The sequence below is a fragment of the Paraburkholderia sp. RL17-337-BIB-A genome (assembly GCF_046025895.1).
In the GTDB taxonomy this organism is placed as follows: Bacteria; Pseudomonadota; Gammaproteobacteria; order Burkholderiales; family Burkholderiaceae; genus Paraburkholderia; species Paraburkholderia fungorum_C.
The window spans coordinates 1,416,841-1,439,214 of sequence record NZ_JARESY010000003.1 but is presented as its reverse complement, the minus strand read 5'-3'; the positions used below and the strand labels follow the sequence as shown (position 1 = coordinate 1,439,214).

Annotated in this window: 21 protein-coding genes and 1 pseudogene; 18 read left to right on the top strand and 4 right to left on the bottom strand. The window is 59.9% G+C overall.

Features of this window, described 5'->3' with window-relative positions; translation table 11 throughout:
• Positions 1-27 precede the first annotated feature (27 nt).
• The 10 genes from P0D84_RS44990 to nirD all read left to right on the top strand — a co-directional run bounded on the left by P0D84_RS44990 (position 28) and on the right by nirD (position 8,279).
• Entirely contained in the window at positions 28-282 is a 255-nt protein-coding gene (locus P0D84_RS44990; protein ID WP_408349599.1) for a DUF2513 domain-containing protein, read from the top strand.
• A gap of 852 nt (positions 283-1,134) precedes the next feature.
• Entirely contained in the window at positions 1,135-1,266 is a 132-nt protein-coding gene (locus P0D84_RS44985) for a hypothetical protein (protein ID WP_408349596.1), read from the top strand.
• Between the two features lie 503 nt (positions 1,267-1,769).
• Positions 1,770-2,276, top strand: coding sequence for an SUF system Fe-S cluster assembly regulator (locus P0D84_RS44980; RefSeq protein WP_408349593.1), 507 nt, complete (start codon positions 1,770-1,772; stop codon positions 2,274-2,276).
• Positions 2,273-3,721, top strand: coding sequence for a Fe-S cluster assembly protein SufB (gene sufB, locus P0D84_RS44975; protein ID WP_408349590.1), 1,449 nt, complete (start codon positions 2,273-2,275; stop codon positions 3,719-3,721). Before P0D84_RS44980 ends, sufB begins: the two co-directional genes overlap by 4 nt.
• Before the next feature lie 43 nt (positions 3,722-3,764).
• Positions 3,765-4,547: a Fe-S cluster assembly ATPase SufC gene (gene sufC, locus P0D84_RS44970; protein ID WP_408349587.1), complete on the top strand. Its 783-nt coding sequence runs from the start codon at positions 3,765-3,767 to the stop codon at positions 4,545-4,547.
• A complete protein-coding gene (gene sufD, locus P0D84_RS44965) occupies positions 4,544-5,878 on the top strand; it encodes a Fe-S cluster assembly protein SufD (protein WP_408349584.1) in 1,335 nt (444 codons plus the stop codon). The genes sufC and sufD overlap by 4 nt, the downstream gene beginning before the upstream one ends.
• Positions 5,875-7,128 (top strand): SufS family cysteine desulfurase, encoded by a 1,254-nt coding sequence (locus P0D84_RS44960; RefSeq protein WP_408349581.1) that lies wholly within the window; start codon positions 5,875-5,877, stop codon positions 7,126-7,128. Before sufD ends, P0D84_RS44960 begins: the two co-directional genes overlap by 4 nt.
• The gene (sufU, locus tag P0D84_RS44955) at positions 7,125-7,580 is read left to right on the top strand and encodes a Fe-S cluster assembly sulfur transfer protein SufU (protein WP_408349578.1); all 456 of its coding nucleotides are present in this window, start codon (positions 7,125-7,127) and stop codon (positions 7,578-7,580) included. The genes P0D84_RS44960 and sufU overlap by 4 nt, the downstream gene beginning before the upstream one ends.
• Positions 7,581-7,588: 8 nt before the next feature.
• Positions 7,589-7,957, top strand: coding sequence for an SUF system Fe-S cluster assembly protein (locus tag P0D84_RS44950; protein WP_408349575.1), 369 nt, complete (start codon positions 7,589-7,591; stop codon positions 7,955-7,957).
• A gap of 1 nt (position 7,958) precedes the next feature.
• On the top strand, positions 7,959-8,279 hold the full coding sequence (gene nirD, locus P0D84_RS44945) for a nitrite reductase small subunit NirD (RefSeq protein WP_408349572.1): 321 nt from the start codon (positions 7,959-7,961) through the stop codon (positions 8,277-8,279).
• 181 nt (positions 8,280-8,460) lie between these two features.
• On the opposite strand, the pseudogene P0D84_RS44940 reads toward nirD, so the two are convergent.
• Positions 8,461-8,813 (bottom strand): annotated as a pseudogene (locus P0D84_RS44940) (IS6 family transposase); the annotation flags it as partial.
• A gap of 979 nt (positions 8,814-9,792) precedes the next feature.
• On the opposite strand from P0D84_RS44940, the gene P0D84_RS44935 reads away from it, so the two are divergent.
• From P0D84_RS44935 to P0D84_RS44915, 5 genes are all read left to right on the top strand, one after another.
• Positions 9,793-10,023: a cyanophycin synthetase family protein gene (locus P0D84_RS44935; protein ID WP_408349569.1), complete on the top strand. Its 231-nt coding sequence runs from the start codon at positions 9,793-9,795 to the stop codon at positions 10,021-10,023.
• Between the two features lie 232 nt (positions 10,024-10,255).
• Positions 10,256-10,540, top strand: a complete 285-nt coding sequence (locus tag P0D84_RS44930; RefSeq protein ID WP_408349566.1) for a hypothetical protein — start codon at positions 10,256-10,258, stop codon at positions 10,538-10,540.
• A gap of 368 nt (positions 10,541-10,908) precedes the next feature.
• Positions 10,909-13,698 carry a cyanophycin synthetase gene (gene cphA / locus P0D84_RS44925; RefSeq protein ID WP_408349563.1) on the top strand — a complete coding sequence of 930 codons (2,790 nt, stop codon included), beginning with the start codon at positions 10,909-10,911 and terminating at the stop codon, positions 13,696-13,698.
• Positions 13,699-13,750: 52 nt separating this feature from the next.
• Positions 13,751-13,957, top strand: coding sequence for a hypothetical protein (locus P0D84_RS44920; protein ID WP_408349561.1), 207 nt, complete (start codon positions 13,751-13,753; stop codon positions 13,955-13,957).
• Positions 13,958-14,018: 61 nt separating this feature from the next.
• A complete protein-coding gene (locus tag P0D84_RS44915; RefSeq protein ID WP_408349558.1) occupies positions 14,019-15,728 on the top strand; it encodes a transglutaminase-like domain-containing protein in 1,710 nt (569 codons plus the stop codon).
• Here P0D84_RS44915 and P0D84_RS44910 read toward each other — a convergent pair.
• Both P0D84_RS44910 and P0D84_RS44905 read right to left on the bottom strand, forming a co-directional pair.
• Positions 15,725-16,546, bottom strand: a complete 822-nt coding sequence (locus tag P0D84_RS44910) for a cyanophycinase (protein WP_408349555.1) — start codon at positions 16,544-16,546, stop codon at positions 15,725-15,727. The genes P0D84_RS44915 and P0D84_RS44910 overlap by 4 nt on opposite strands.
• Positions 16,547-16,702: 156 nt before the next feature.
• Positions 16,703-17,578 (bottom strand): cyanophycinase, encoded by an 876-nt coding sequence (locus P0D84_RS44905; protein WP_408349553.1) that lies wholly within the window; start codon positions 17,576-17,578, stop codon positions 16,703-16,705.
• A gap of 1,013 nt (positions 17,579-18,591) precedes the next feature.
• On the opposite strand from P0D84_RS44905, the gene P0D84_RS44900 reads away from it, so the two are divergent.
• A complete protein-coding gene (locus P0D84_RS44900) occupies positions 18,592-19,932 on the top strand; it encodes an IS4 family transposase (protein WP_459252238.1) in 1,341 nt (446 codons plus the stop codon).
• A 33-nt stretch (positions 19,933-19,965) separates the two neighbouring features.
• On the opposite strand, the gene P0D84_RS44895 is transcribed toward P0D84_RS44900, so the two are convergent.
• Complete coding sequence (locus tag P0D84_RS44895; protein ID WP_408349550.1) at positions 19,966-20,697, bottom strand: IS6 family transposase; 732 nt, start codon at positions 20,695-20,697, stop codon at positions 19,966-19,968.
• Positions 20,698-20,833: 136 nt separating this feature from the next.
• Here P0D84_RS44895 and P0D84_RS44890 point away from each other — a divergent pair, with 136 nt between their 5' ends.
• Both P0D84_RS44890 and P0D84_RS44885 read left to right on the top strand, forming a co-directional pair.
• Complete coding sequence (locus tag P0D84_RS44890) at positions 20,834-21,148, top strand: hypothetical protein (protein WP_408349547.1); 315 nt, start codon at positions 20,834-20,836, stop codon at positions 21,146-21,148.
• A 119-nt stretch (positions 21,149-21,267) separates the two neighbouring features.
• Positions 21,268-22,179: a LysR family transcriptional regulator gene (locus P0D84_RS44885; RefSeq protein WP_408349544.1), complete on the top strand. Its 912-nt coding sequence runs from the start codon at positions 21,268-21,270 to the stop codon at positions 22,177-22,179.
• The last annotated feature ends 195 nt before the right edge of the window (positions 22,180-22,374 follow it).

Below are 22,374 nucleotides of genomic sequence, written 5' to 3'. Positions count from 1 at the left end.
TTATCCCATCTACGACAGGAGGAGATCGTGAAACGCGATATGAATCTGGCACTCGCGATATTGAAGACCCTCGAGGAAGACAAGTCCCCGCATCTAAGCGAATTTGACATTGAAGCCGCGCTCAAGGACGCGTTCGATGTTTCAAACCGGGGCGTGGGGTATCAGTTGAACCTGCTCGCGGACGCAAATCTTGTGCGCGCGATGGGGAGCGACTGGCGGCTAACCTGGGATGGCCACGAGTTTTTGAAGTCGGCAGCCCCGAATGCCTTCGAGGACACCTGAAGGTGACTTATGCGCTGGAAACATCCCTCGGGTTTGATGGAGACGACACGAGTGCCGGGCACCGCACTGGGGGCGCCGAAGGCAAGAGCAGTTGGCCGAAGTCATCGGTCGTTGCGACCCGCTTTTACAACGCTTTCTGAACGTAATCGCGTTTCCCGAGTCGAATAGGCAGTGCAGGGATTAGCCGCACGGCGGACCGGTCATCTTTGCAGTACAACCGAGTTCGCAACGAACCGACAGCAAACCGAGAACAACCGCGACGAGGCCAGGCATCGATCCAGCGGCGCGCACAGCAGGTTGAGCATGGCAAGCGCAAGCAAGCCGAAGCTCAAAACGACGGCGCCGAACATAAATCTCAAACGCCCAATGCGCCTCAAACCACGGGACAGCGCGTCTGATAAGCGTCAGGCGCGAGACTGCTGAAGATCAGTCAGCAGAAGCCGGCCAAGCGCCGGCTTTTTTTGTCTGGTTGACCCGTCCTGAAATCGAGTGCAAGGCGCATTGCCCGCTTTCAGTAGCATTGTGGCGAGCGCGCTCAACAATCCACCCTCTTGTATCTTTTTGCCCGCGCGCATCTAGGCATCGCATAGATCGGCCGCCACACGCCTTCTCGGCCAACGTGAAGTTCGAGTGACTGCCCTTGGTCGCCTTTCGGCGAAGTTGCCGAGGGGTGCACTCGTGGATAGCGTCAAGCAGAATGGCCGGCGCATTGACTCAGGCTATTTGTTCCAGGCCCGGGTTGTTGCCTCATGTAATTTGCTACCTTCCAGATGGCTGGCGTCGACCCGCATCGTGATGAAGCGCGAGTCGTCCAAGCCTCGCCTGATTCAAGTCCAGTAAAGGGAGACTGCCATGAGCGAAGAAACCCAAGGCGCCACCCGTGAACCGCAAAAGGTGTCGGCCAGGAGCGCGGCTGCGGCGTTGATCCCGCCCGTAGACATTGTCGAAGATGAGACAGCTGTCGCGTGCGCGCGGAACACGTAGACCGACGTTACTGAGCGGTCGGTATTCAGTCTGCAGTGCAAGCTGCTCAGCACCCACACAACCACCATCACCAGAAGGATCAAGCAGGAGCCCAACTGGTTCAGGATGCTTCAACAGCGCAAAGTACAATCCGGCGGGCCTCCCCGATATAGACGATGCGCATGCCTGGCTCCCGCGTGGATTTCGGCCTATAAGTCAGTTTCGATGTTTTGAAAATCAAACAATTAATGTTCGGACAGAAGAGAGAGTATTCGGGGGCGATGCAGTGTGTCTCTCCGGAGCCGTCCGTCGCGAAGACCTATGCACTAACAAGATCTTGCATACAGGTCTAGAATAAAATGAGTGTTGCGTCGTATGGCGAAATGCTTCTCCCGAAACAGAAAGCGTTTGGCGACGTGGCCAGAAACCCCCGAGCAGAACGGTGGCCTTCACGACAAACGTGCCGATTCCATTTCGGTCTAATCAGGACTAAATGGGTCCTGATTGAGACGGGAGGTATTACGATGTTGCGCATGAGCAAACTCGCCGACTACAGCACGGTGATCATGACCGCGATGGCGCGCGACCCGGACGCCGTCCATAGCGCGACCAGCATCGCGGCGGCGACCGGCGTCGCGATGCCCACCGTGTCAAAGGTGCTGAAAGTCCTGATGCGGGGCGGTGTCGTGGAGTCGCTGCGCGGCACGAACGGCGGTTACCTGCTGCCGCAGCCGCCCGAGCGGATCACGCTGGCGGAGGTGATCGCCGCGGTCGACGGCCCGATTGGGATCACCGAATGCAGCACGCGGCCTGGCTTGTGCGTCCAGGAGGCGGTGTGCGCGGTGCGGGCCAACTGGCAGAAGGTCAATCGGGTGATCTACGAGGCGTTACAGCAGGTCACGCTGGCGGACATGGCGGGACCGACCTTGCGCGCGGTTGATATCAGCGCGATCCGCGCGCGCAGCATTCCCAGCCGCCGCGCGGGTGCGACGCCACTGGCGCGCAAAACGACCGACGGAGGCCATGCATGAGCGCATCTACAACCGGTTTCGACGAACTGATCAGTCGCGAGTACCAGCATGGTTTCGTGACCGACCTGGCGGCCGACGCGTTGCCGAGCGGGTTAAGCGAGGACGTGATCCGGCTCATTTCCTCAAAGAAAGACGAGCCGGCGTTCATGCTCGAATGGCGGCTCGCGGCCTATCGGCACTGGCTCACGATGACCGAGCCACGTTGGGCGACAATCCGGCATCCGCCGATCGACTACCAGAGCATCGTCTATTATTCCGCGCCGACGGCACAGAAAAATCGTCCGAAGAGTCTCGATGAAGTCGATCCGGAACTGCTGCGTACCTACGAAAAGCTGGGTGTGCCGCTGGAAGAACGCGAACTCCTGGCAGGCGTTGCGGTGGATGCGGTATTCGACAGCGTCTCGGTGGCCACGACGTTCCGCGAAAAGCTTGCGGAACTCGGCATTGTGTTCTGTTCGTTCTCGGACGCCGTGCAGCATCATCCCGAACTGGTGCAGAAGTATCTCGGCTCAGTGGTGCCGCACACCGATAATTTCTTCGCCGCGCTGAATTCCGCTGTGTTCAGCGACGGCTCGTTCTGCTATATCCCGCCGGGCGTGCGCTGCCCGATGGAGCTGTCGACGTACTTTCGCATCAACGCGCAGAACACGGGTCAGTTCGAGCGCACGCTGATCGTCGCGGACAGAGGCGCGTACGTGAGCTATCTGGAAGGCTGCACCGCGCCGATGCGCGACGAAAATCAGCTGCATGCCGCGGTGGTCGAACTGATCGCGCTGGAAGGGGCACAGATCCGCTATTCGACGGTGCAGAACTGGTATCCGGGCGACGCGTCGGGCAAGGGCGGCATCTACAACTTCGTGACCAAGCGTGGCGATTGCCGCGAGGCGAATTCGAAGATTTCGTGGACTCAGGTGGAAACCGGTTCGGCGATCACGTGGAAGTACCCGAGCGTGATCCTGCAGGGCGATAACTCGGTCGGTGAATTCTATTCGGTGGCGCTGACCAACCACTATCAACAGGCCGATACCGGGACGAAGATGGTTCACCTCGGTCGCAATACGCGCAGCACGATTCTGTCGAAAGGTATTTCAGCGGGCCGTGGAACGAATGCGTATCGCGGCCTCGTGAAGGTCGGCCGGGCGGCCGAAGGTGCGCGCAATTACACGCAGTGCGATTCACTGTTGCTCGGCGACCGTTGCAGCGCACACACGTTCCCGTATATCGAGGTCAGGAACCCGACCGCGAAGGTCGAACACGAAGCATCGACATCACGCATCGGCGAAGACCAGCTGTTCTATTGCCGGCAGCGAGGGTTGTCTGCGGAAGATGCGGTGTCGATGATTGTGAACGGCTTCTGCAAGGAAGTCTTCAAGGAGCTGCCGATGGAGTTCGCCGTCGAGGCGCAGAAGCTGCTCGGTGTCAGCCTGGAAGGCAGTGTGGGCTAACCGTTAGCACCTGGCCCACGGCGATTCGCGAGGGATCGGAACCATGCTTGAAATCAGCAATCTGCAAGTCGAAGTCGATGGCAAGAAAATTCTGCGCGGCATTGAGCTGAGCGTGAAGGCTGGCGAGGTACACGCGATCATGGGGCCGAACGGTTCGGGCAAGAGCACGCTTGCCCACGTACTGGCTGGGCGTGAGGACGTTGTCGTCACCGGCGGCACGGTCTCGTATCTCGGTCGCGATCTGCTGGCGCTCACGCCCGAAGAGCGCGCGCACGAAGGACTGTTTCTCGCGTTTCAGTATCCTGTTGAGATACCCGGTGTGAGCAACGTTTATCTGCTGAAGGCGGCGTTGAATGCGCAGCGCCGGCATCGTGGCGAGCCGGAACTCGACGCGATGGAATTTCTGCAACTTGTCAAGGACAGAATGGCGCTGATGCAGATGGACGAGACCCTGTTGTACCGCGCAGTCAACGAAGGCTTTTCCGGCGGAGAAAAGAAGCGCAACGAGATCCTGCAGATGGCGGTGCTGGAGCCCCGGCTCGCCATTCTGGACGAAACGGATTCCGGACTCGATATCGATGCGCTGCAGATCGTTGCGCAGGGCGTCAACAGCATGCGCAGTCCAGAACGGGCGATCATGCTGGTTACGCACTATCAACGACTGCTGGATTACGTCGTGCCGGATCGCGTGCATGTGCTGGCGAACGGCCGGATCGTAAAGTCGGGGTCGCGTGAACTGGCCCTGGAGCTGGAACGCAGGGGGTATGGCTGGATCGAGGTTGAGGCGGTGCAATCAGCCGGTGCAGCAAGTGCGGGGCACTCATGAGAAACGAATCTCTCCACCTCTTCCACCAGGCTTTTGAACGACTCGCGAAGACGTTGCCCGGCGCTGAGTTGCCGTGGCTGCGTGCCGCGCGCCGAAGCGCGTTCGACCAGTTCGACGCGCTCGGCTTTCCGAGCACGCGGCAAGAGGACTGGAAGTACACGAACGTGTCGGCGATCGGCAAGCGTCCCTGGCATTTCGCGCCGCAACGCACCGGCCGCACCGATGATAGCGACGTGCGACGCATCGTCGATGAACTCGTGCTAGACCCTGCGGGTCATCGACTGGTATTCGTCAACGGTCGCCATGTGCCGCGGCTGTCGAAACTGAACGGTTTGCCGAATGATGTGTTTGTGGGCTCGCTCCCGCGGGCGTTGCGAGAAATGCCACAACGACTGCAGGCGGCGATCGCCTCGCAGACGTACGCCGACGGCTTTACCGCGCTCAACACGGCGTTTCTGACCGATGGATTTGCCGTCGTGCTACCGCCTGGTGAGGTCATTGATCAACCGCTGCACATGCTGTTCCTGACCGACGAAACCGGTCTTGCGGTGCAGCCGTTCAATGTCGTGCTTGCAGGAGCTCGCTCAGGCTGCGTGATCGTCGAGCACTTTGTAGGGCTGGGCGACAACGCGTACTGGACTAATGCGGTTACCCGCGTCGTCGCAGACGAACAGGCGGACGTGCAGCACTACCGGTTGCAGCAGGAAGGCCCGAAGGCGTTTCATATCGCGTCGGTTGCTGCAGTGCAGCAACGCGCCAGCTGTTTTACCTCGCATGCGTTCGCGTTCGGCGGCGCGTTGTCGCGCACGGGCATTGACACGAGCCTGAATGCCGAAAACGCGCAAGCCGCGTTGAACGGTCTCTATTTCGTTGGCGGCAGGCAACACGTCGATCACCACACGCGCATCGATCACGCAGAGCCGCATGGCACGAGTCGCGAATACTACCGTGGCGTGCTCGACGGCGCCGCGCGCGGCGTGTTCAATGGGCGCGTCATCGTGCATCGCGATGCGCAGCAAACGGACACGCATCAGGCGAATCACAACCTGCTGCTGTCACGCGATGCGGAAATCGACACGAAGCCGCAACTCGAGATCTACGCCGACGACGTGAAATGCACACACGGCGCGACAGTCGGTCAACTTGATGAGAACCAGTTGTTCTATCTGCGTGCACGGGGCGTCGAAGAACGCATGGCGCGAGCGCTATTGACCTACGCATTTGCACGCGACATCGTCGAACGCGTGCGCATCGACTCGCTGCGCGGTCGGCTTGAAAACCTGCTGCTCGCGCGCACCCCGGAAGGTGAGCGCATCAAGGAGCTGCTATGAAGCCGATTGAACAGATGCAGGCGCCAGATCCGCGCAATGTCGAGCACTGGCGGGCCGATTTTCCGATTCTGGGCGAGCGCGTGCATGGCCGGCCATTGGTCTATCTCGACAACGGCGCGACTACGCAAAAGCCGGCCTCGGTCATCTACACGGAAAACGCCTACTACCGGCATAGCAACGCCAACGTGCACCGCGGCGTGCATCTGCTGTCGCAGCGTGCGACCGATGCGTTCGAAGCAGCACGCGCGAAGATCGCACGCTTCATCAACGCGCAGCGTCCGGACGAGATCGTGTTTGTACGTGGCACGACCGAAGCGATCAATCTCGTCGCCCAGAGCTTTGCGCGCCCGCAGCTCAAGCCTGGCGACGAAATCCTGATCAGCGCGATGGAGCACCATTCGAACATTGTGCCATGGCAGCTGGTTTGCGAGCAGACAGGCGCGGCGCTGAAAGTCGTGCCGATCGACGATACCGGCGCACTTGATGCCGGCGCGTACGAGCGCTTGTTGAACGACCGCACGCGGCTGGTCGCGATTACGCATCTTGCTAACGCGCTCGGCAGCATCAATCCGGTGAAGCGCATTGTTGCAGCGGCGCACGCGAAGGGCGTACCGGTGCTGCTGGATGGCGCACAGGCGATCTCGCATCTGCCCGTCGACGTCCGTGCGCTCGATTGCGATTTCTACGCGTTTTCGGGGCATAAGGCGTACGGGCCGACTGGAATTGGCGTGCTGTATGCCAGGGCTGAGCTGCTGGAAGCCATGCCACCGTGGCAGGGCGGCGGCGACATGATCCGTTCGGTGACGTTCGAGAAAACGGAATACAACGCGATTCCTTGGAAGTTCGAGGCAGGCACGCCGAACATTGCCGGCGCGATTGCGCTGGGCGCGGCGCTTGACTACGTCGACCGCATCGGCATGGAAGTCATCGCCGCGCACGAGGCCGACCTGCTCGCTTACGCCACGGATGCATTGCGGGGAATTCCGGGCTTGCGTCTCATCGGTACCGCACGCGAGAAGGCGAGCATCGTGTCATTCGTGCTCGACGGCGTGCATGCGCATGATGTCGGCACAATTCTCGATCATCACGGCGTCGCCGTGCGTGCGGGCCACCACTGCGCGATGCCGGTGATGCAGCGGTTCGGTGTACCGGCGACAGTGCGCGCGTCGCTTGCCCTCTACAACACGCGCGAAGATATCGACGCCCTGATCGAAGGGCTTGGCAGGGTCAGGGAGATATTCGGTTCATGAGCGATCTGCGCGATCTGTATCAGGAAGTCATCTTCGACCACTACCGGCGGCCGCGTAACTGTCATGGGCAGGCCGACGCCAATCACAAGGCCGAGGGCTACAACGCGTTGTGCGGCGACCGCATCACGCTGTATCTGCGAATCGAGGATGGCGTCGTCAAGGCGGTGAGTTTCGAAGGCGAGGGCTGTGCGATTGCGACAGCGTCGGCGTCGCTGATGACCGAGGCGCTGAAGGGTAAAACGGAAGCTGAGGCCGACGCGCTGTTCGAACGCTTTCACGACATGGTGACAACACCGGCTGCGGGAAGGGCGGCAGCCGGGCCGGAGTTGGGCAAGCTGGCGGTGCTGTCCGGCGTGCGTGAATTTCCCGAGCGTGTGAAGTGTGCGACGCTTGCGTGGCATACGCTGCATGCCGCGCTGCACGACGGGGATCGCCCCGTTTCGACAGAGTGAGGCAGACGATGGACCCATTCGACTGGCTGAAGCGCGCTGAGGCCGCACAACCTGGCAGCGGCGCAACAACAGAACGTCTTGAAGAACGCGTGATCGACGTGCTGCGCACCGTGTTCGACCCGGAGATTCCGGTCAACATCTACGACTTGGGGCTTGTCTATGGTCTCGACGTGGACGAAGCCGAAGGTCGCGTCGAGATCCGCATGACGTTGACCGCGCCTGGCTGCCCGGTCGCACAGACCTTTCCGGCGACGGTGGAGGATGCGGTGTTCTCGGTGAGCGGTGTGAACGGGGTACACGTCGAACTGCTGTGGGACCCGCCGTGGTCAAGAGATCGGATGTCGGACGCGGCACGCCTGCAATTGGGGATGCTGTGATATGTCCGCTTGGGTCGATGTCGCCGCGATCGAGGATTTCCCGGCCGGGGCTGTTCGCAGCGTCGAGGTCGATGGTGCGCAGGTTGCCGTGTTCAATGTTGACGGCACCTGTTATGCAATCGAGGATATCTGCCCGCACGACGGCGGTATCCTGACGGGCGGTGTGGTGGAAGGCGACGTGGTCGTCTGCCCGCGCCATGGTGCGCGGTTTTGCATCAGGACGGGAAAGGTGTTGGCGCCGCCGGCTTATGAGGATGTGGTGGTGTTTCCGGTGCGGATCGAGGCGGGCGTCGTTCAGGTGCGTGACGAGCGGTGGGATTGAGGTGCGCTGTTTTCTCGCTTATTTTTGTGAGCAGGCATCCTGCTGACATTGTTTTTGGTTTATTGGCGTAGACGCTGTGCGGGGCGACGCCGACTTTTCTGACGTCGGCCGGGAAAAAGTGGATGCCAACCTACCGCAAAACTGAGGAGGGAGGCATAGATGAATCGGATCACGACAGCTGAAGAAAGTCGATGGTGTTACCCGCCTTGTCCACGGCGCGATACAGGTATTTCCACGAGCCTTTGACCTTGATATATGTTTCATCCATGCGCCAGCTCGTGCCCACCGGGCGTTGTGCTTGCGAAACGTCTTTGCGAACAACGGTAGCAGTTTGATCACCCACCGATGCACCGTCGAATGATCGACGCCGATGGCGCGCTCAGACATCATCTCCTCGAGATTGCGAAGACTTAGCGAATAGGCCACATACCATCGCACGCACAGCAGCATCACATCCAGCGGATAATGAAGCCGCTTCAAAACCGTCGCAATGCCTGTAGCAAGGGCCGTTCGTGGTATCGCGGTCTTCTTCATCGTGAGCCGAAGCAAAGTTTGTGCATCCCGAACTTTAACGCGGCATCGTTATTGCGACAGAACCGCAGGAAATGCCTGCGGAGCCGGACATCGACCAAGACGACACGAAGCCTGGTCATGCGCGCGGTGTAAGGTACAGGGGCGAATCTCCCGCCGGGAAGGCACGTTGTGGGATCTTGCCGGGCGTGGTGAGCAACACCGTTGATGCAAGGGGCAAAAACCACGGGTTTTTCTTGCCGAACGTTTCTGATCGCTCGTGACGACACCCTCTGGCGGCTGTCAAGCATCAAGTCCGACGGGATGCTGCGAGATCCGGCAAGCCACTGTCTGCCCGTTTTTGCGGGGCAACGAGTGCGAATGGCCAGCGCTGCCGTCGTGCTGCCCCGCCGTCAATGGTCTTCAACGAGCGCCTGTAGACGACCCTGTTGCTCGACTGGTCGTCGAATGGACCCGGCCGAGATGGGGCGACAGGCGGTCAGATCTCGGCAGGCCGAACACCAGCCGGCAAATTACTCAAGAGACGTTGCTTTATCTGGAATTGCCTCTATTTTTAAAGAGGCTGATCGGCCAGCGATTGTTCCGGGTGTTCATGGTGCTTGGAGCGTCTCTGCGTTGCGTTTTTGTTGCGACGCACACGAAGTCGCACGCACCTACTTGAAATCACTTTGTCTAACGGATCATGACGCGGGGCGTTAAGGTGTGGGTGACCGTCTAACGCATCCGCTACCGGCCCGGAGACCTGACGTGAGGTACTCTGCAGCATGTCCAGCCAGGTGCTCGAACTCATCGATCGCGCGAGGTCAGGGCCACAGAGAAAAACACGCTGGTGTTTGCGTGATGCCGGACACTGCTGGCATGCACGATATCCAGTCTCGTCCTCCATTTACCTCACGGCCGAGTTGAGTTCGGGTCGTGGCCGTAAGGATTTCGGCGGCCTTGGAGAACAATGACCTGGAACAAGAAATGCAGGAGGCATGTAATGGAAGTCGAGTCAGTCGCCACTTATCAAGGACCTAATATTCATGCCCACTTCCCGGTGATGCGGCACACCGTTGATCTCGGGGTCCTTGAAGAGTGGCCAACAGCGCGCCTCGGCCAAGGCTTCATCGATCGTCTTCCTGGCTATTTACCCGGCCTCCAGCAACACGGCTGCTCCTATCAAACCTCCGGCGGGTTTGTGCGACGCATGCACGAAGGCGAAGGAACCTGACTGGGCCATGTCATGGAGCATGTAGCCGCCAACCTCTCCACCGGCGGTACTGCTATCGATGTCACCGATAGCGTGCACCCGAGCGCGGCGTTCGGCTGGCGCGAGATCGAATGAGTTTTCGCCATGATGACGGCGACATGCCAGGCGGTCGCAAGCTGACCTGGTGACAGGGCTCCAGGGCGGATTAAGCAAGAGTCTATCCTCCATGGAGTTCAATACTTTGGAGAGCAAAATGGATGAGAAACAGAAATCTTTTCTCTATAACGATAACGACGCCACTCTTGATGCCTCCTCGAAGCGGAGGATGGCCGTCGAAGTTGCCCTGGACTTGATACGTCATGAAGCAATGAGCGGGTCTTCACGCAATTCCGTGGATTCCAATCTGAAGCACCTTTCGGACTTTGCAGACTTCATTCAAGAGGCCTTGAGAGGTGGTGAGAAAGAAGTTTTGAGAGGCAAGGAGCGAGAGGCCTTGAGAGGCAGGGAGCGGGAAACGTCGAGAGGCCAGCAGCATTAGCGGACGGTGCGCCTGTGCATGGCAGGCGCAGCGCACACTATCGAGGAATGTGGTGGTCAAATTTCCTCGGACAGGTCGATAGGAGGACAATCGCGAATCGACGAGGAAAAAAGCTAGATGGCCTCGACACAAACGCATCTAAGCGACCGAGTCCAGCCGCGACGCTTTGTAGTGACAGACCAGAAAATCGATGGGTACAGGTTGCTATATCTGTAAATGTCTCTATTTTTTATAGATTGACTGCCCGGCAGCGTCGACGGCTCTAAGTATCCCCAGTTGATTGAAGTGCGCCCGATGCGTCTTCTTTTGCGACTGCGATCTTCGTCACTCGTCCATGACGCGATGTGATAGCTACAGGATGTCATACGATGGAAGTCAAGTCGATCGTCGCGTATCAAGGCCCCAGCATTCACGCTCATTTCCCGGTCATCCGATACACCGTCGATCTGGGCGTGCTGGAGGAATGGCCGACCGGGCGGCTCGGCCAGCGATTCATAGACAGTTTTCTCGGTTATCTGCCGGGCCTCGCACAGCATGGCTGCTCGTATCAGTCCCCCGGCGGACTCGTGCGGCGCATGACGGAAGGCGAGGGCACGTGGCTCGGCCATGTCATGGAGCATGTAGCCATTGAACTGCAGAAGATGGCGGGTTCGGACGTCAGCTTTGGCAGGACGCGATCTGCGGGTCCGCATGGCCACTACGATGTCATCTACGAATACCACAATGAAGCCGTCGGCCGGCTGGCCGGAGATCTGGCATTAGCCCTGATCGAGCATCTTTTGCCTGCCGAGTTGAAACCGCAGACGGATCCCGGGACGCAGTTCGACTTCGAACAGAAGCTCGACGATTTTCTCCGTGATGCGCGCAGGCACGAGGTAGGGCCGAGCACGGCGGCGTTGATGAAAGCCGCGGCGGACAGGGCGATTCCGTGTACGCGGATGAACGCGGACAGCCTGATAAGACTTGGCTATGGGCGCTTTCAGAAGCGGATCAAAGCCACGCTCACCAGCGAGACGCGTCAGCTCGCAGTCGACATCGCCTCTGACAAGGAAGAGACGAACCGGACGCTGCGGGACGCCGGCTTGCCGGTGCCTCATCAGCGCAAGGTCTATCGTGCCTGCGATGCGGTGGTGAGCGCCGAACAGCTCGGCTATCCGGTTGTCGTGAAACCCCTCGACTGCAATCATGGAAAGGGCGTATCGATCAAGCTCACGACGCCGGAGCAGGTGGAACTCGCATACAAGAGGGCGCGGAAGTACAGCCATGCCGTACTCGTCGAAAGCTATATCCCCGGGTCCGACTACCGGATGCTGGTGGTCAACGATCAATTGGTCGCAGTGGCCAGGCGCGTGCCGGCGCATGTCGTCGGCGACGGTTTGCATACGGTCGAGCAGTTAGTGGAAGAGGCCAATCGAGATTCGCGTCGCGGGGCAGGCCACGAAAACGTGCTCACTCGCATCGAACTCGGTGACACGGCGCAAAGCGTACTGGGTGCCGCCGGATATGATGTCAAGACCGTGCCAGTTGCGGGTGAGTCCGTCTACTTGTGCGCGACTGCCAACCTTTCCACCGGCGGCACGTCCATCGACGTCACCGATCAGGTGCACCCGGACAACCGCGAGATGGCTGTGCGCGCTGTCAAGGCCATCGGCCTCGATGTCGCCGGCGTCGATTTCATTACCACAGATATTGCCGCCTCGTATCGCGAGGTCGGCGGGGCCATGTGCGAGGTCAACGCGTCGCCGGGTCTGCGGATGCATCTCGCGCCGAGCGAGGGTGCGGCGCGGGACGTGGCCGGCGCCATCGTCGACATGCTGTACCCGTCAGGGACCCCGAAGACGATCCCCATTGCGAGCATCACTGGCACCAACGGCAAGACGACCACTTCGCGCATGCTGGCCCAGATCATGAAGCTCGCGGGCTACACCGTCGGCCTCGGTACCACGGACGGTGTGTACATCGACGGACGGATGACGCGCGCGGGCGATATGACCGGTGTGTCATCCGCCCGAATGATCCTCGCGGATTGCGCCGTCGATGCCGCCGTGCTTGAAACGGCCCGCGGCGGCCTGCTGCGCCGCGGGCTAGGATACCCCGAATGCAATGTGGCGGCGTGCCTCAACGTGAGCGCCGATCATCTCGGGCTGAGCGGCATCGAAACCGTGGAGCAGATGGCAGAGGTCAAGCGCATCATCATCGAAGTAGCTAGGGATATGGCCGTACTCAACGCCGACGATCCGTTGTGCATGAAGATGGCGGATCATACCGAGGCGAGCCGGCTGTGCTACGTCACGATGCACGCTGCGCACCCGTTGGTCGGCGAGCATATTCGCGCGGGCGGCGCGGCGCTCGTGCTGGAGGAACAAGTAGGCGGTCACCTGATCGTGCTGTGGGATGGCGGCCGTCGCGTTCCATTGTTGTGGACATATCTGATTCCCGCCACGGTGCAAGGACTCGCGCTGCACAATGTGCAGAACGCGATGTTCGCCGCGGCGCTTGCCCGCGGCCTCGGAATCGACGTCGAGAGCATCCAGCTCGGCCTGCGCACGTTTGATAATTCGTTTTCCCGCACCCCGGGGCGCATGAATATCTGCGACGATCATCCGTTCAGGGTCATTTTGGACTATGCGCATAACCCGGCAGCCGTGCAGACCATGTGCGCCCTGGTGGAGCGGCTCGGCGCGGATCAGCGGAAGATCGTTTCGCTGACGGTTCCGGGCGATCGCCGCGACGAGGACATTCAGGCGATCGGGCGCATTGCAGCCGGGCACTTCGACCAATACATCTGCCATCGGGACAGCGACTCGCGCGGGCGCGATCACCTGGAGGTGCCGGACATGTTGTGCGAAGCACTGCGCACGGCGGGTGTCCCTCAGCAGCAAATCAAGGTCGTCGCGGAGGAGCAAACGGCCAATCAGTTAGCGCTCGAGATGGCACGTCCGGGCGATTTGCTTCTGTTGCTCAGCGAAGATTACGCGGGGGCATGGGAACAGATCGGGCAATTCAAGCCGGAGATGCCACGCGCGCAGGCAACCACCAGGAAGCCGATTCAAATGAGGATACGGCCTGCCGATCTGGGCGGGTTTGAGTGGACCCGGGATATGGAAATTGTTCGCGATGCCCGGGGCGTGCGGCTCGCGAGAGAACTTGAGGACTGAACGAGTACCGCGATCATATTCAATGCAGTTCAACCGAACCGGACAAATGAAAATGGACGATAAATTGCTCCTCTACAACGACAACGAAGCCACGCTCGACGCCGCATCGAAACGGAAGATAGCTGTCGAAGTCGCGCTCGAACTGATACGGCTGGATACGGCGAACGGATCCTCGCGCGATTCCCTGGATACCAATTTGAGGCATCTTTCCGATTACGCCGATCGGATTCAACAAGCATTGGCGCGCAAGGAGACGTAACGGTCAGACGCACCGCAAGCACCGGCGCTGTACTTCGCCTATCGAACCGACAGGAGGACTGATGGTCACCGCGATAAGACCGCTTTTTGAAAAAAACATCAGCTCGATCGATAGCAATGAGGAGGACGCGATCTTTGTTGTGGACCCGGAGCTCGGCGGGCTGGGCAGGATCGATGTCCGCACGGGCCTCTTTCAGTGCCTGCTCAATTTCAAGCATTTCAATGAGTTCGAGGGAGCGGCGGCACTATGCATGCGGCCCGACGGTACGATCCACTATTGCCGTTCCAATCTGATCCATACAGTTAGCATAGAAAACGGCTCGGTACATGCCGCAACGGATCCGATCACGATCGATGCTGCGCAGAGCATCGTCGGGTTGTGCTGGCAGGACGGCCGATACTACGTCGCCGACGTGACGGGCAGCCTCCTTGTTGTCGAGAACAGCGAGGTGATACAGACGGTTCGCATTGGAAACGGCATCAACGACATGACGCTGCACGGCGATCGGCTCCTGATACTTCGCGGCGTCAGCCGTACCGTCCATATCGTTGATCTTGACGGAACACCTGTCGCGTCGGTTACGGTACCGCATGACGGCGCAGTGGGCATAGCCGCTGTCAAGACGTCCGATGCCAAAGAGCCGGGCGTTTATGTGTATTACAACCAGTGCAATTGGGACGTGTTCGACGACGCGGGCTCGGAGCTGACGTCAAACGGGAGCGCCAATATCAAGCTCAGAAACGCCCGCGATGGATTCATCGAGCGGCTCGACTATCAGCTCGCGGATCTCGGCCGGGGAAACAATTTTTGCCTGTCGGGCGGCTATGAAATCGAGTTCACCTATGCCGAAATGCTCAAGCCTATTGGCGATGTCATCGACGAGCTGGAAGGCGTCAAGCTGTGCATCAGACTGTCGATACCCATCGACACGCCGAGGCAAAAAGTCAAATCGATCGAGACGATCGGCGATATTCCCGCGGTCGTCACGGAGGACGAGGAAGGTAACGCAATTGTCGAGTTTGATCTGACCGGAATAAGGCTGGACAAGGAATGTCGCATTTTTGGCTACCACGCGATCATCGAGGCTTACAGTATCCGGTACAAGCTGAACGGCGCGAGTAAGGACGACTATCCTGCCGATATCAGGCGGCGCTTTCTGAAAGAAGAGTCCCGCTATGACATGGGCAGACAGGAATTGAAAGATATTGCGGAGCGTCTGCTTGCAGGCATTCCCCCGCAAGGGCGTGGCGATGTGGTCAGAATTGCTAAAGCCGTGCGCGAATACGTTTATAGCCGGCTCGGCTATCGCTACAACAGCAGATATACGAGCCCTGTCGAGACGTTGCGGCTCGGCGAGGGAACATGCGGCAAGTACATGGAGCTGATGATCGGGCTGCTCAGGCTTTGCGGCGTCGCTTGCCGGCCAGTCGGCGACTTCAAGGTGCCAGAGTACAAGCTGAGGTATGTGCCGGTCGGCTCGGTATGCACACCCGATAACGATCACGCGTGGGTGGAATTCTATGTGCCGGAGGTCGGATGGGTTCCGATGGAGAGTTCGTCGGATGGAGTTCCGGAAAAACACGACCGATTCTTTGGTGCGCTATCGTGGGTCTATATAGAAAACAGCAGGACGGAAAAGATGTGCAAGATATGCAAGCCGGGCTCGTGGGACAACATCGATCAGGACTTGCGGTATTCGGAACTATTTATTCCGGAGATTCAGATCAGAATCCTCACAGCGCTCAGGCCGTCATTGGATCCGTCACATTAGTTCCCGATGCTGGCCAGATGCGCAGACATATCGTAGACGTTCCCTTCAACCAGAATGTCGAGGTGCAGGCCGATCATGCTCACCGGCGCATGGCGGCGATCGGAATGAATCGCGGAGTGCTGGAGTTGGGAGGTATCGACAACGGTGATGCCTCCCGTCCCCATGACTTGCAGCTTCTGATCCGGACCGATGAATGCAGCGGTGTCTTCATCGAGCCCGATGCCGATGGCATCCGGGTTGTAGGTCAAGGCCATCAGCATGCGCCCGAGCCGGTCCTGGTGGCGAAAATGTTGATCGATAACCAACTTGTCGATCAGGCATAAGCCCGGTGCCAATTCGACTAGATCCGCGCGGGGCGTCGTGCCACCTTTGCCGGCTGCGATCATTTGCCGTGGCAGAAACGCTGCGCCGGCCGAGATGCCCGCAACGGGCATACCCTTTGCGTTCCGGTGGATTATTTGCTGAGCGACGGGCGTTGCGCTGAGGGTCTCGGAGACGCGGGCCGGATCGCTTCCGATCAGGAAAACCCCGTCGACGCCGCCGAGCGAGTCGTCGCTTGCCATTTCGCAATCCGCTCGTTTCTCAAAGTTGAATGCACTGACGCGATGAACGCCGAGATCACGGAATACGCGTTCATAACGGTCGCCAAAATCCTCTTCATCAGAGGCCGCCGAGACAATGGCGATGTGCGCGCGGGAGCCACCGCAAAGCTCAGCGAAGCGGCGCAGGATAGGGGCCTTGCGGGCCGCTTTGCCATCACCGCCTACGGCGACGATAAAACCTCTTGTCCCGACCGCGAGTGCTCTTGAACGATTCAAACCTTCACCTTTTAACTCAGAGCCGGCCGTCTTACACCGTCACGGTCCTATAGATGGAAGCGCGGTGACATTCCGGGCAGGCGCAGAAGGGCGCCAGCGTTTGGCAACGAACCGATCGCGCTGTCAACGGAATCGGTCAGCGGATAATTCCAACAATCACGTCAACGCGGTGGCGTTCAGGCAGCCCGTGTCGTGGCTCTTTGCGGTGAGCCCTGAGCGCAGCAGCGTATGGCTTCCCAAGTCGTACAGGTTGCCGTCAGTCAGGATATGAAGGCGTACTCCGGTCAATCCTACGGGTTTGCCATGGCGGGTCGAATCGGCGGCGAAGTTGTGCAGGCTCGACCCTTCGATGATGGTGACGCTCCCCGTACCGACCACTTCGAGCGTGTCGTCCGGACCGATGAACGCAGCCGTATCTTCGTCGAGCCCAATGCCGGCTCCGAAGGGGATCGACGCGACCGCGGTGAGCAGGCGCCCGAGCCGGTCACGCTGGCTGAAATGCTGGTCGATTACAAAGCGGCTGACAAGCCCTAAGCCCGCTGCGAGGTCGACCATGCCGGCACGAGGCGTGGCGCCGCTCCTGCCGCCGGCGATCATCGCGCTCGACATTGCCGAAGCTCCGGCAGATGTGCCGGCGATGTGCATGCCATGCAAATTACGGCTACAGAGCTTTTGCGCAGCCGACGTGCCGCTCAGCATCTCGGCGAGGCGCACCTGATCGCCGCCCGTCATGAAGACGCCATCGGCGCGATCGAGCACCTCAAGGTATTGCTGCGACTCGCAGTCCGCGCGGCTTTTGAATGGCAGGATGCTGATCTGTCCGGCACCAAGATCACCGAACACCGATCCATATGCATCGCCCGTATTGTCCAGCGACGATGCCGTGGGAATGACCGCAATATGCGCGCTCGGGCCGCCGCACAGTTTGACGAAGCGGCGCAGTATGACGGGGTTCTGGACCCGATTCTCAGCCCCGCCGATCGGAACAATAAAGCCCCGTGTGGGTTTTTTGGGGGATCTTCCCGGACGCATATCTTTTTCCTCGCAAGCCTTGAACATTTTGTCCGCAACGGGTACGGCCCCCGGAGTTGGCCGCTGCGGCCAACACCGCCCGCTGTCGCGGGTGCCAGTTCCGTAAGCGAGAATCGTTCCAATCGAGCCTGCGAGCCATCGCTTCGCGGCCCTGCATCGGACCAGAGGCAGAAAAAATTCCAGTTAATGCGGTGCGCAGAACGAATCAATCTCCTTTACATTATGGTGCAAAATTGAACCAATGTGGTGCGGATCTGCTGCGTCCGCGGTCGCCTGGCATGCGTAAATTTCCCTACGTTTCTATACTCGGACCAAGCCGGCACGGCTGACGGAATGGAAAGCGCCATAACGGCAGGTTGCAATCGCCTCAGCGTCGGACTGTGAAGCGGCCTGTGCGAAGGCGACCGACCAACGGCCGCAGCAAGCGCGATAACGGATCGAATAGACGAACATGGCAATCTCCTGTGGCATTCACTATCAACGCGCCCTGGCGCCCTTCGTCGCTGATCCGGACGGGTTGAATCCATTCCGGTCAACCACCGCTGACTCGATCCTGTCTCTCGGATTACATGCTTGTTATCTCGAAGCAAGTGAGAGCCATTCTCTGACAGCATGTCCGAAGTCGTATTGGGTCAACACGCAAACGACGAGCGCTTTCTCGATGAGATAAGAATAGGTTTTGCCGAAGGGCGAATCTACTCTACGGTTGGATATGCCGATACCGCGTTAGCGTTGCGCCGTTATACGGGCGTATAACCGTGGTCAGGTGCGCTGCTTCGGCGGGAGATTGAAGGCGGTGGAGGTTTCAACTGATTTTGTCGACGCAAATCATATCGCACCGCACCGCCTTGATGCGGCAGAACTGCTTATACCCCCGTATAAGCCATCGTCTTATACACAAGTCAGCCCTCCGCAACCGTAGGCCGGAACAAACCGTCGTCGGGCAATGAGATCGACGGGGGCTTGTAAACTTTCGGCGCATCGCGTTTACTCTCGCTTTTTGCGTGAACGCCTTGGCCCTGGAAGCACCGTGCTGGACGCAAACCGAATTTGCTGACCTCGACCTTGGCGACGCGCGCTTGAACAAGCGAGCGAGGACATTGATGGAACGATTGGCGGCCAAGCCGACGGCTGGCGTGCCGCAGGCGTGTCGGGGCTGGGGCGAGACGATGGCGGCGTACCGCTTCTTCGACAACGGCGAGGTCGAGTGGAGTGCGATTCTGGAACCGCACTGGCGGCAGACCGAGCAACGAATGGCCGCTCAGTCGGTCGTGTTGTGCCTGCAGGACACCACGGAACTGGATTTCAACGGCCGGCAGGCCGCGGGCCTTGGGCCACTGTCTCATGAGATGCAGCGCGGGATGTATTTGCATCCGACCTATGCGGTGACGCCTGAGCGGGTGCCGCTGGGTGTACTCGACGCATGGATGTGGGCGCATGAGCCCAAGGACGCGCAGGGCCAGCGCGGCGGCCTCAAGGAAAGCCTGCGCTGGATCGAGGGTTACGAGCGCGTAGCGGAAACGGCATCGAGCCTGCCACACACGCGACTGGTGTACGTCGCTGATCACGAGGCAGACATGCTCGCGCTGATGGTGCGGGCGCAGGAGTTGGGCACGCCGGCGGATTGGCTGATTCGCTCGACCCACGACCGCGCGCTGCCCGAGGGAGCCAAGCTATGGACAGCGACGACAGAAGGCACACCGCTGGGCGAGATTGCCTTCACGATGGGCTCGCGTCACGGCGTGAAGGCGCGCCAGGTGCGTCAGCACGTATGGTTGCGGCGCATCGAACTGCCGGCAGGCGTTGGTCAGAGCGTTGCGGCCACGTGTCTGGTGGCGCGTGAGTTTGATGCACCAGGCGGCGTCAAGCCGATCGAATGGCGCTTGCTGACCAACCGCGAAGCCACGACGCTGCAGGAAGCGATTGAACTGATCGACTGGTATCGGGCGCGCTGGGAAATCGAGATCTTGTTCAACGTGCTGAAGAACGGTTGCCGGGTCGAGGCGCTGCAACTGGGCGCGATCGAACGGCTCGAACGCGCGCTGGCGCTGTTTCTGGTCGTGGCTTGGCGAATCGTCCGTCTGATGCACATGGGTCGCAGTTGCCCCGATCTGGATGCCGAACTGTTCTTCGATGTCGATGAAATTCGTGGCGCGTATTTGCTGACCGACGTCAAGCAGCCGGACAAGCCCAAGCTCAACGAGGTGCTGCGCCTGATCGCGCGCCTGGGCGGATTCCTCGGCCGCAAGGGCGATGGCGAACCCGGCGCGAAAGCTATTTGGCTGGGACTCAAAGAGGTTCATGTCGCTGCCAAGACATTGCAGAAGTTGGCTTTGTCAAGTCGACGAGCGTAGGCTGTATGGCTCGCTTAAACATAGGTATCCTTATCAGAAAACCTCCTCGACTGCGACATTGGCGCTCCAACCATGCCAGGTGGCGAGGCGTTCCTTGAGTATGACACGATGACATGCCGCGTTCATCTGATGTCTGGGCAACGCGAAGTGCTGACGGATCGGGCCGAAACATGAGAGAAACGCCTCAGTGCGGTGCGCATCGCGAAAGCCGCACATCTGGCGTTCGCGCCTGCGGGTCGGCTGGTGGCTATTCTCGGCGCGGTTATTCACGCGCGCAGCCGCTTTGACAAATACGTGTTTCACTTGGGCAAGTTCGGGAATCTCGGCTTTTGCCGCCGGGTAACTGCGCAACTGGTCCGTAACGATCCTACGCGGCACCGGGTTCGAACGCAGCACCCGCCGGAAAAAGCGCTTTGCCGCGGCCTTATCGCGCCGCTTTTGCACCAGCACGTCCAGTTCGGCGCCGTGTTCGTCGACCGCACGCCACAACAGATACGGCTCGCCGCGCAGCGTCACGAACATCTCGTCAAGGTGCCAGGTGCTACCCTGCTTGCGCCGCACCGCCTTGGCGCGCTGGGCGAACCCGGTGCCGAATTTGTTGCACCAGCAACGTATGGTTTCGTATGTGACCACGACGCCACGCTCCAGTAACAACTCTTCGATGTCGCGCAGGCTCAGGCTGAACCGAAAATACCAGCGAACGGCGCAGCTGATGACGACAGCAGGGAAGCGGTGGCCGTGATAAAGCGATTTCGTCTTCTTCATTGCTTCATTCTACCGCCGCCGGTCCGCTAACCTGACAGCGCCGGGCGAAGTGTTCGGACCGTGCGCGGTACTCGTGCGCTGCAAGTCGGTAGACGAAATACTTGCGGTCGGCAGCGGCATGCATGGACAACTAAGCATGGCTGTTCATCTTGAACCGGACGACCATCAACTTGCGCATCGGTTGTTGCCGATCCTCGAAAAAAGGACCGGGCGGATCGTCGTCAATGCCTTCTCGAACATGGTCGAGATATCGGATGCACAGGTCCACGGTGGCCCGTTCCCGGCAACCTCCGATCCGCGTTTCACCGCAGTCGGCAGCACGGCAATCGATCGCTTCCTGCGCCCCGTTGCGTATCAGAACTTCGCGCACGAGCTTCTGCCACCCGCGTTGCACGACGATAACCCTCTCGGGCTTTGGCGTCTGCGCGACAACACGCCCGGCAACGTGTAGCGTCGATCACGCTTATCGTATCGATTCGCGCCCGTCAGCGGGCGCCGCAAATCTGACGGAGGTTTCGCCGCAACCTTGTGCTCGCTCAGACGGGGAACGCTTTTATAGGAGGATACGAAATGGACGGGGTGTACATGGACGAAATTGCGGCTTTCCTGTCGGTACTGGGAACGGGCAGTTTCGTGCGTGGGGCCAAGGCTCTCGGCAAGGACGTGTCGACTGTTTCGCGGCGCGTCAGCGCGCTGGAGACTCGTCTCGCGGTTCGTTTGATGGAACGCTCGACACGCAAGCTGACTCCGACGGAAGCCGGCGCCGCGCTCTACGAACGGATGACGGCCGCGACGAGTGCGATGGAGGAAGGGCTGCTTGAAGTTGCGCAGGCTGGCAATATCGCGAAGGGATTATTACGCCTCGCGCTGCCGGCGACATTCGGCCGGATGTGCATTGCACCGCTGCTGCCGGAGTTCCTTGCGGGCCATCCGGGGGTGTCGATCGATGTCGAGTTCTCGGACCGCTACGTCGATCTGATGGGCGAACGGTTCGACGTCGCGATCAGAATCGGCGAGCTGCAGGACAGCCGGTTGATCAGCCGGCGGCTCATGACGAACGAGCGGGTCCTCTATGCATCGCCTGCGTATCTTGCAGCGCACGGGACGCCGCAAAGGCCGGATGACTTGACGCAGCATGTGTGCGTCGCGAACTCGCGCTTCAAGGGCAATCCCGAATGGCGCCTGAGGAAGGATGCGGGGGTGACCGCCGTGCGCGTCAACGCCCGCTACACCGCTGATGACCCCGAGAGCCTGATCGCGGCCGCTATAGCGGGTGTCGGAATCGTCGCTGGGGCGAGATGGCTCGTTGCGCGGCCCGTCGCGCAAGGCTCGCTCGTGCCGGTACTGCCCGGCTGGACCTTTGGGACGCCCGGTGCAATCCATCTGCTGCTTCCGTCCGGGCGCTTCATGCCGGGCAAGGCACGTAGCTTCATCGATTGGCTCGTGACTTGCGTGGACGATCGACCGTGGGCTCAAGGCTAGTGTGCGGACTGGGGCGCCGCCCACCTGATTCTCGCAGCCGCGATGACAGCCATCCTGTGGTAGGAATGAATATTCTTCGCGCGGCCCATGTTCAGGCACTTCGTGCTGCAACGCTTTCATAATTCATGAGACTTCACGCAATTCTCGTTCGTTGCATCCGACGAACGATCTGCGCTGTCTGACATTATCTCCGAC

Excerpts from the sequence above, each read along its gene's own strand:
- P0D84_RS44985 (WP_408349596.1), top strand. The coding sequence starts at position 1,135 with ATGAGCGAAGAAACCCAAGGCGCCACCCGTGAACCGCAAAAGGTGTCG.
- P0D84_RS44980 (WP_408349593.1), top strand. The coding sequence starts at position 1,770 with ATGTTGCGCATGAGCAAACTCGCCGACTACAGCACGGTGATCATGACC.
- sufB (WP_408349590.1), top strand. The coding sequence starts at position 2,273 with ATGAGCGCATCTACAACCGGTTTCGACGAACTGATCAGTCGCGAGTAC.
- sufC (WP_408349587.1), top strand. The coding sequence starts at position 3,765 with ATGCTTGAAATCAGCAATCTGCAAGTCGAAGTCGATGGCAAGAAAATT.
- sufD (WP_408349584.1), top strand. The coding sequence starts at position 4,544 with ATGAGAAACGAATCTCTCCACCTCTTCCACCAGGCTTTTGAACGACTC.
- P0D84_RS44960 (WP_408349581.1), top strand. The coding sequence starts at position 5,875 with ATGAAGCCGATTGAACAGATGCAGGCGCCAGATCCGCGCAATGTCGAG.
- sufU (WP_408349578.1), top strand. The coding sequence starts at position 7,125 with ATGAGCGATCTGCGCGATCTGTATCAGGAAGTCATCTTCGACCACTAC.
- P0D84_RS44950 (WP_408349575.1), top strand. The coding sequence starts at position 7,589 with ATGGACCCATTCGACTGGCTGAAGCGCGCTGAGGCCGCACAACCTGGC.
- nirD (WP_408349572.1), top strand. The coding sequence starts at position 7,959 with ATGTCCGCTTGGGTCGATGTCGCCGCGATCGAGGATTTCCCGGCCGGG.
- P0D84_RS44935 (WP_408349569.1), top strand. The coding sequence starts at position 9,793 with ATGGAAGTCGAGTCAGTCGCCACTTATCAAGGACCTAATATTCATGCC.
- P0D84_RS44930 (WP_408349566.1), top strand. The coding sequence starts at position 10,256 with ATGGATGAGAAACAGAAATCTTTTCTCTATAACGATAACGACGCCACT.
- cphA (WP_408349563.1), top strand. The coding sequence starts at position 10,909 with ATGGAAGTCAAGTCGATCGTCGCGTATCAAGGCCCCAGCATTCACGCT.
- P0D84_RS44920 (WP_408349561.1), top strand. The coding sequence starts at position 13,751 with ATGGACGATAAATTGCTCCTCTACAACGACAACGAAGCCACGCTCGAC.
- P0D84_RS44915 (WP_408349558.1), top strand. The coding sequence starts at position 14,019 with ATGGTCACCGCGATAAGACCGCTTTTTGAAAAAAACATCAGCTCGATC.
- P0D84_RS44905 (WP_408349553.1), bottom strand. The coding sequence starts at position 17,578 with ATGCGTCCGGGAAGATCCCCCAAAAAACCCACACGGGGCTTTATTGTT.
- P0D84_RS44895 (WP_408349550.1), bottom strand. The coding sequence starts at position 20,697 with ATGAAGAAGACGAAATCGCTTTATCACGGCCACCGCTTCCCTGCTGTC.
- P0D84_RS44890 (WP_408349547.1), top strand. The coding sequence starts at position 20,834 with ATGGCTGTTCATCTTGAACCGGACGACCATCAACTTGCGCATCGGTTG.
- P0D84_RS44885 (WP_408349544.1), top strand. The coding sequence starts at position 21,268 with ATGGACGGGGTGTACATGGACGAAATTGCGGCTTTCCTGTCGGTACTG.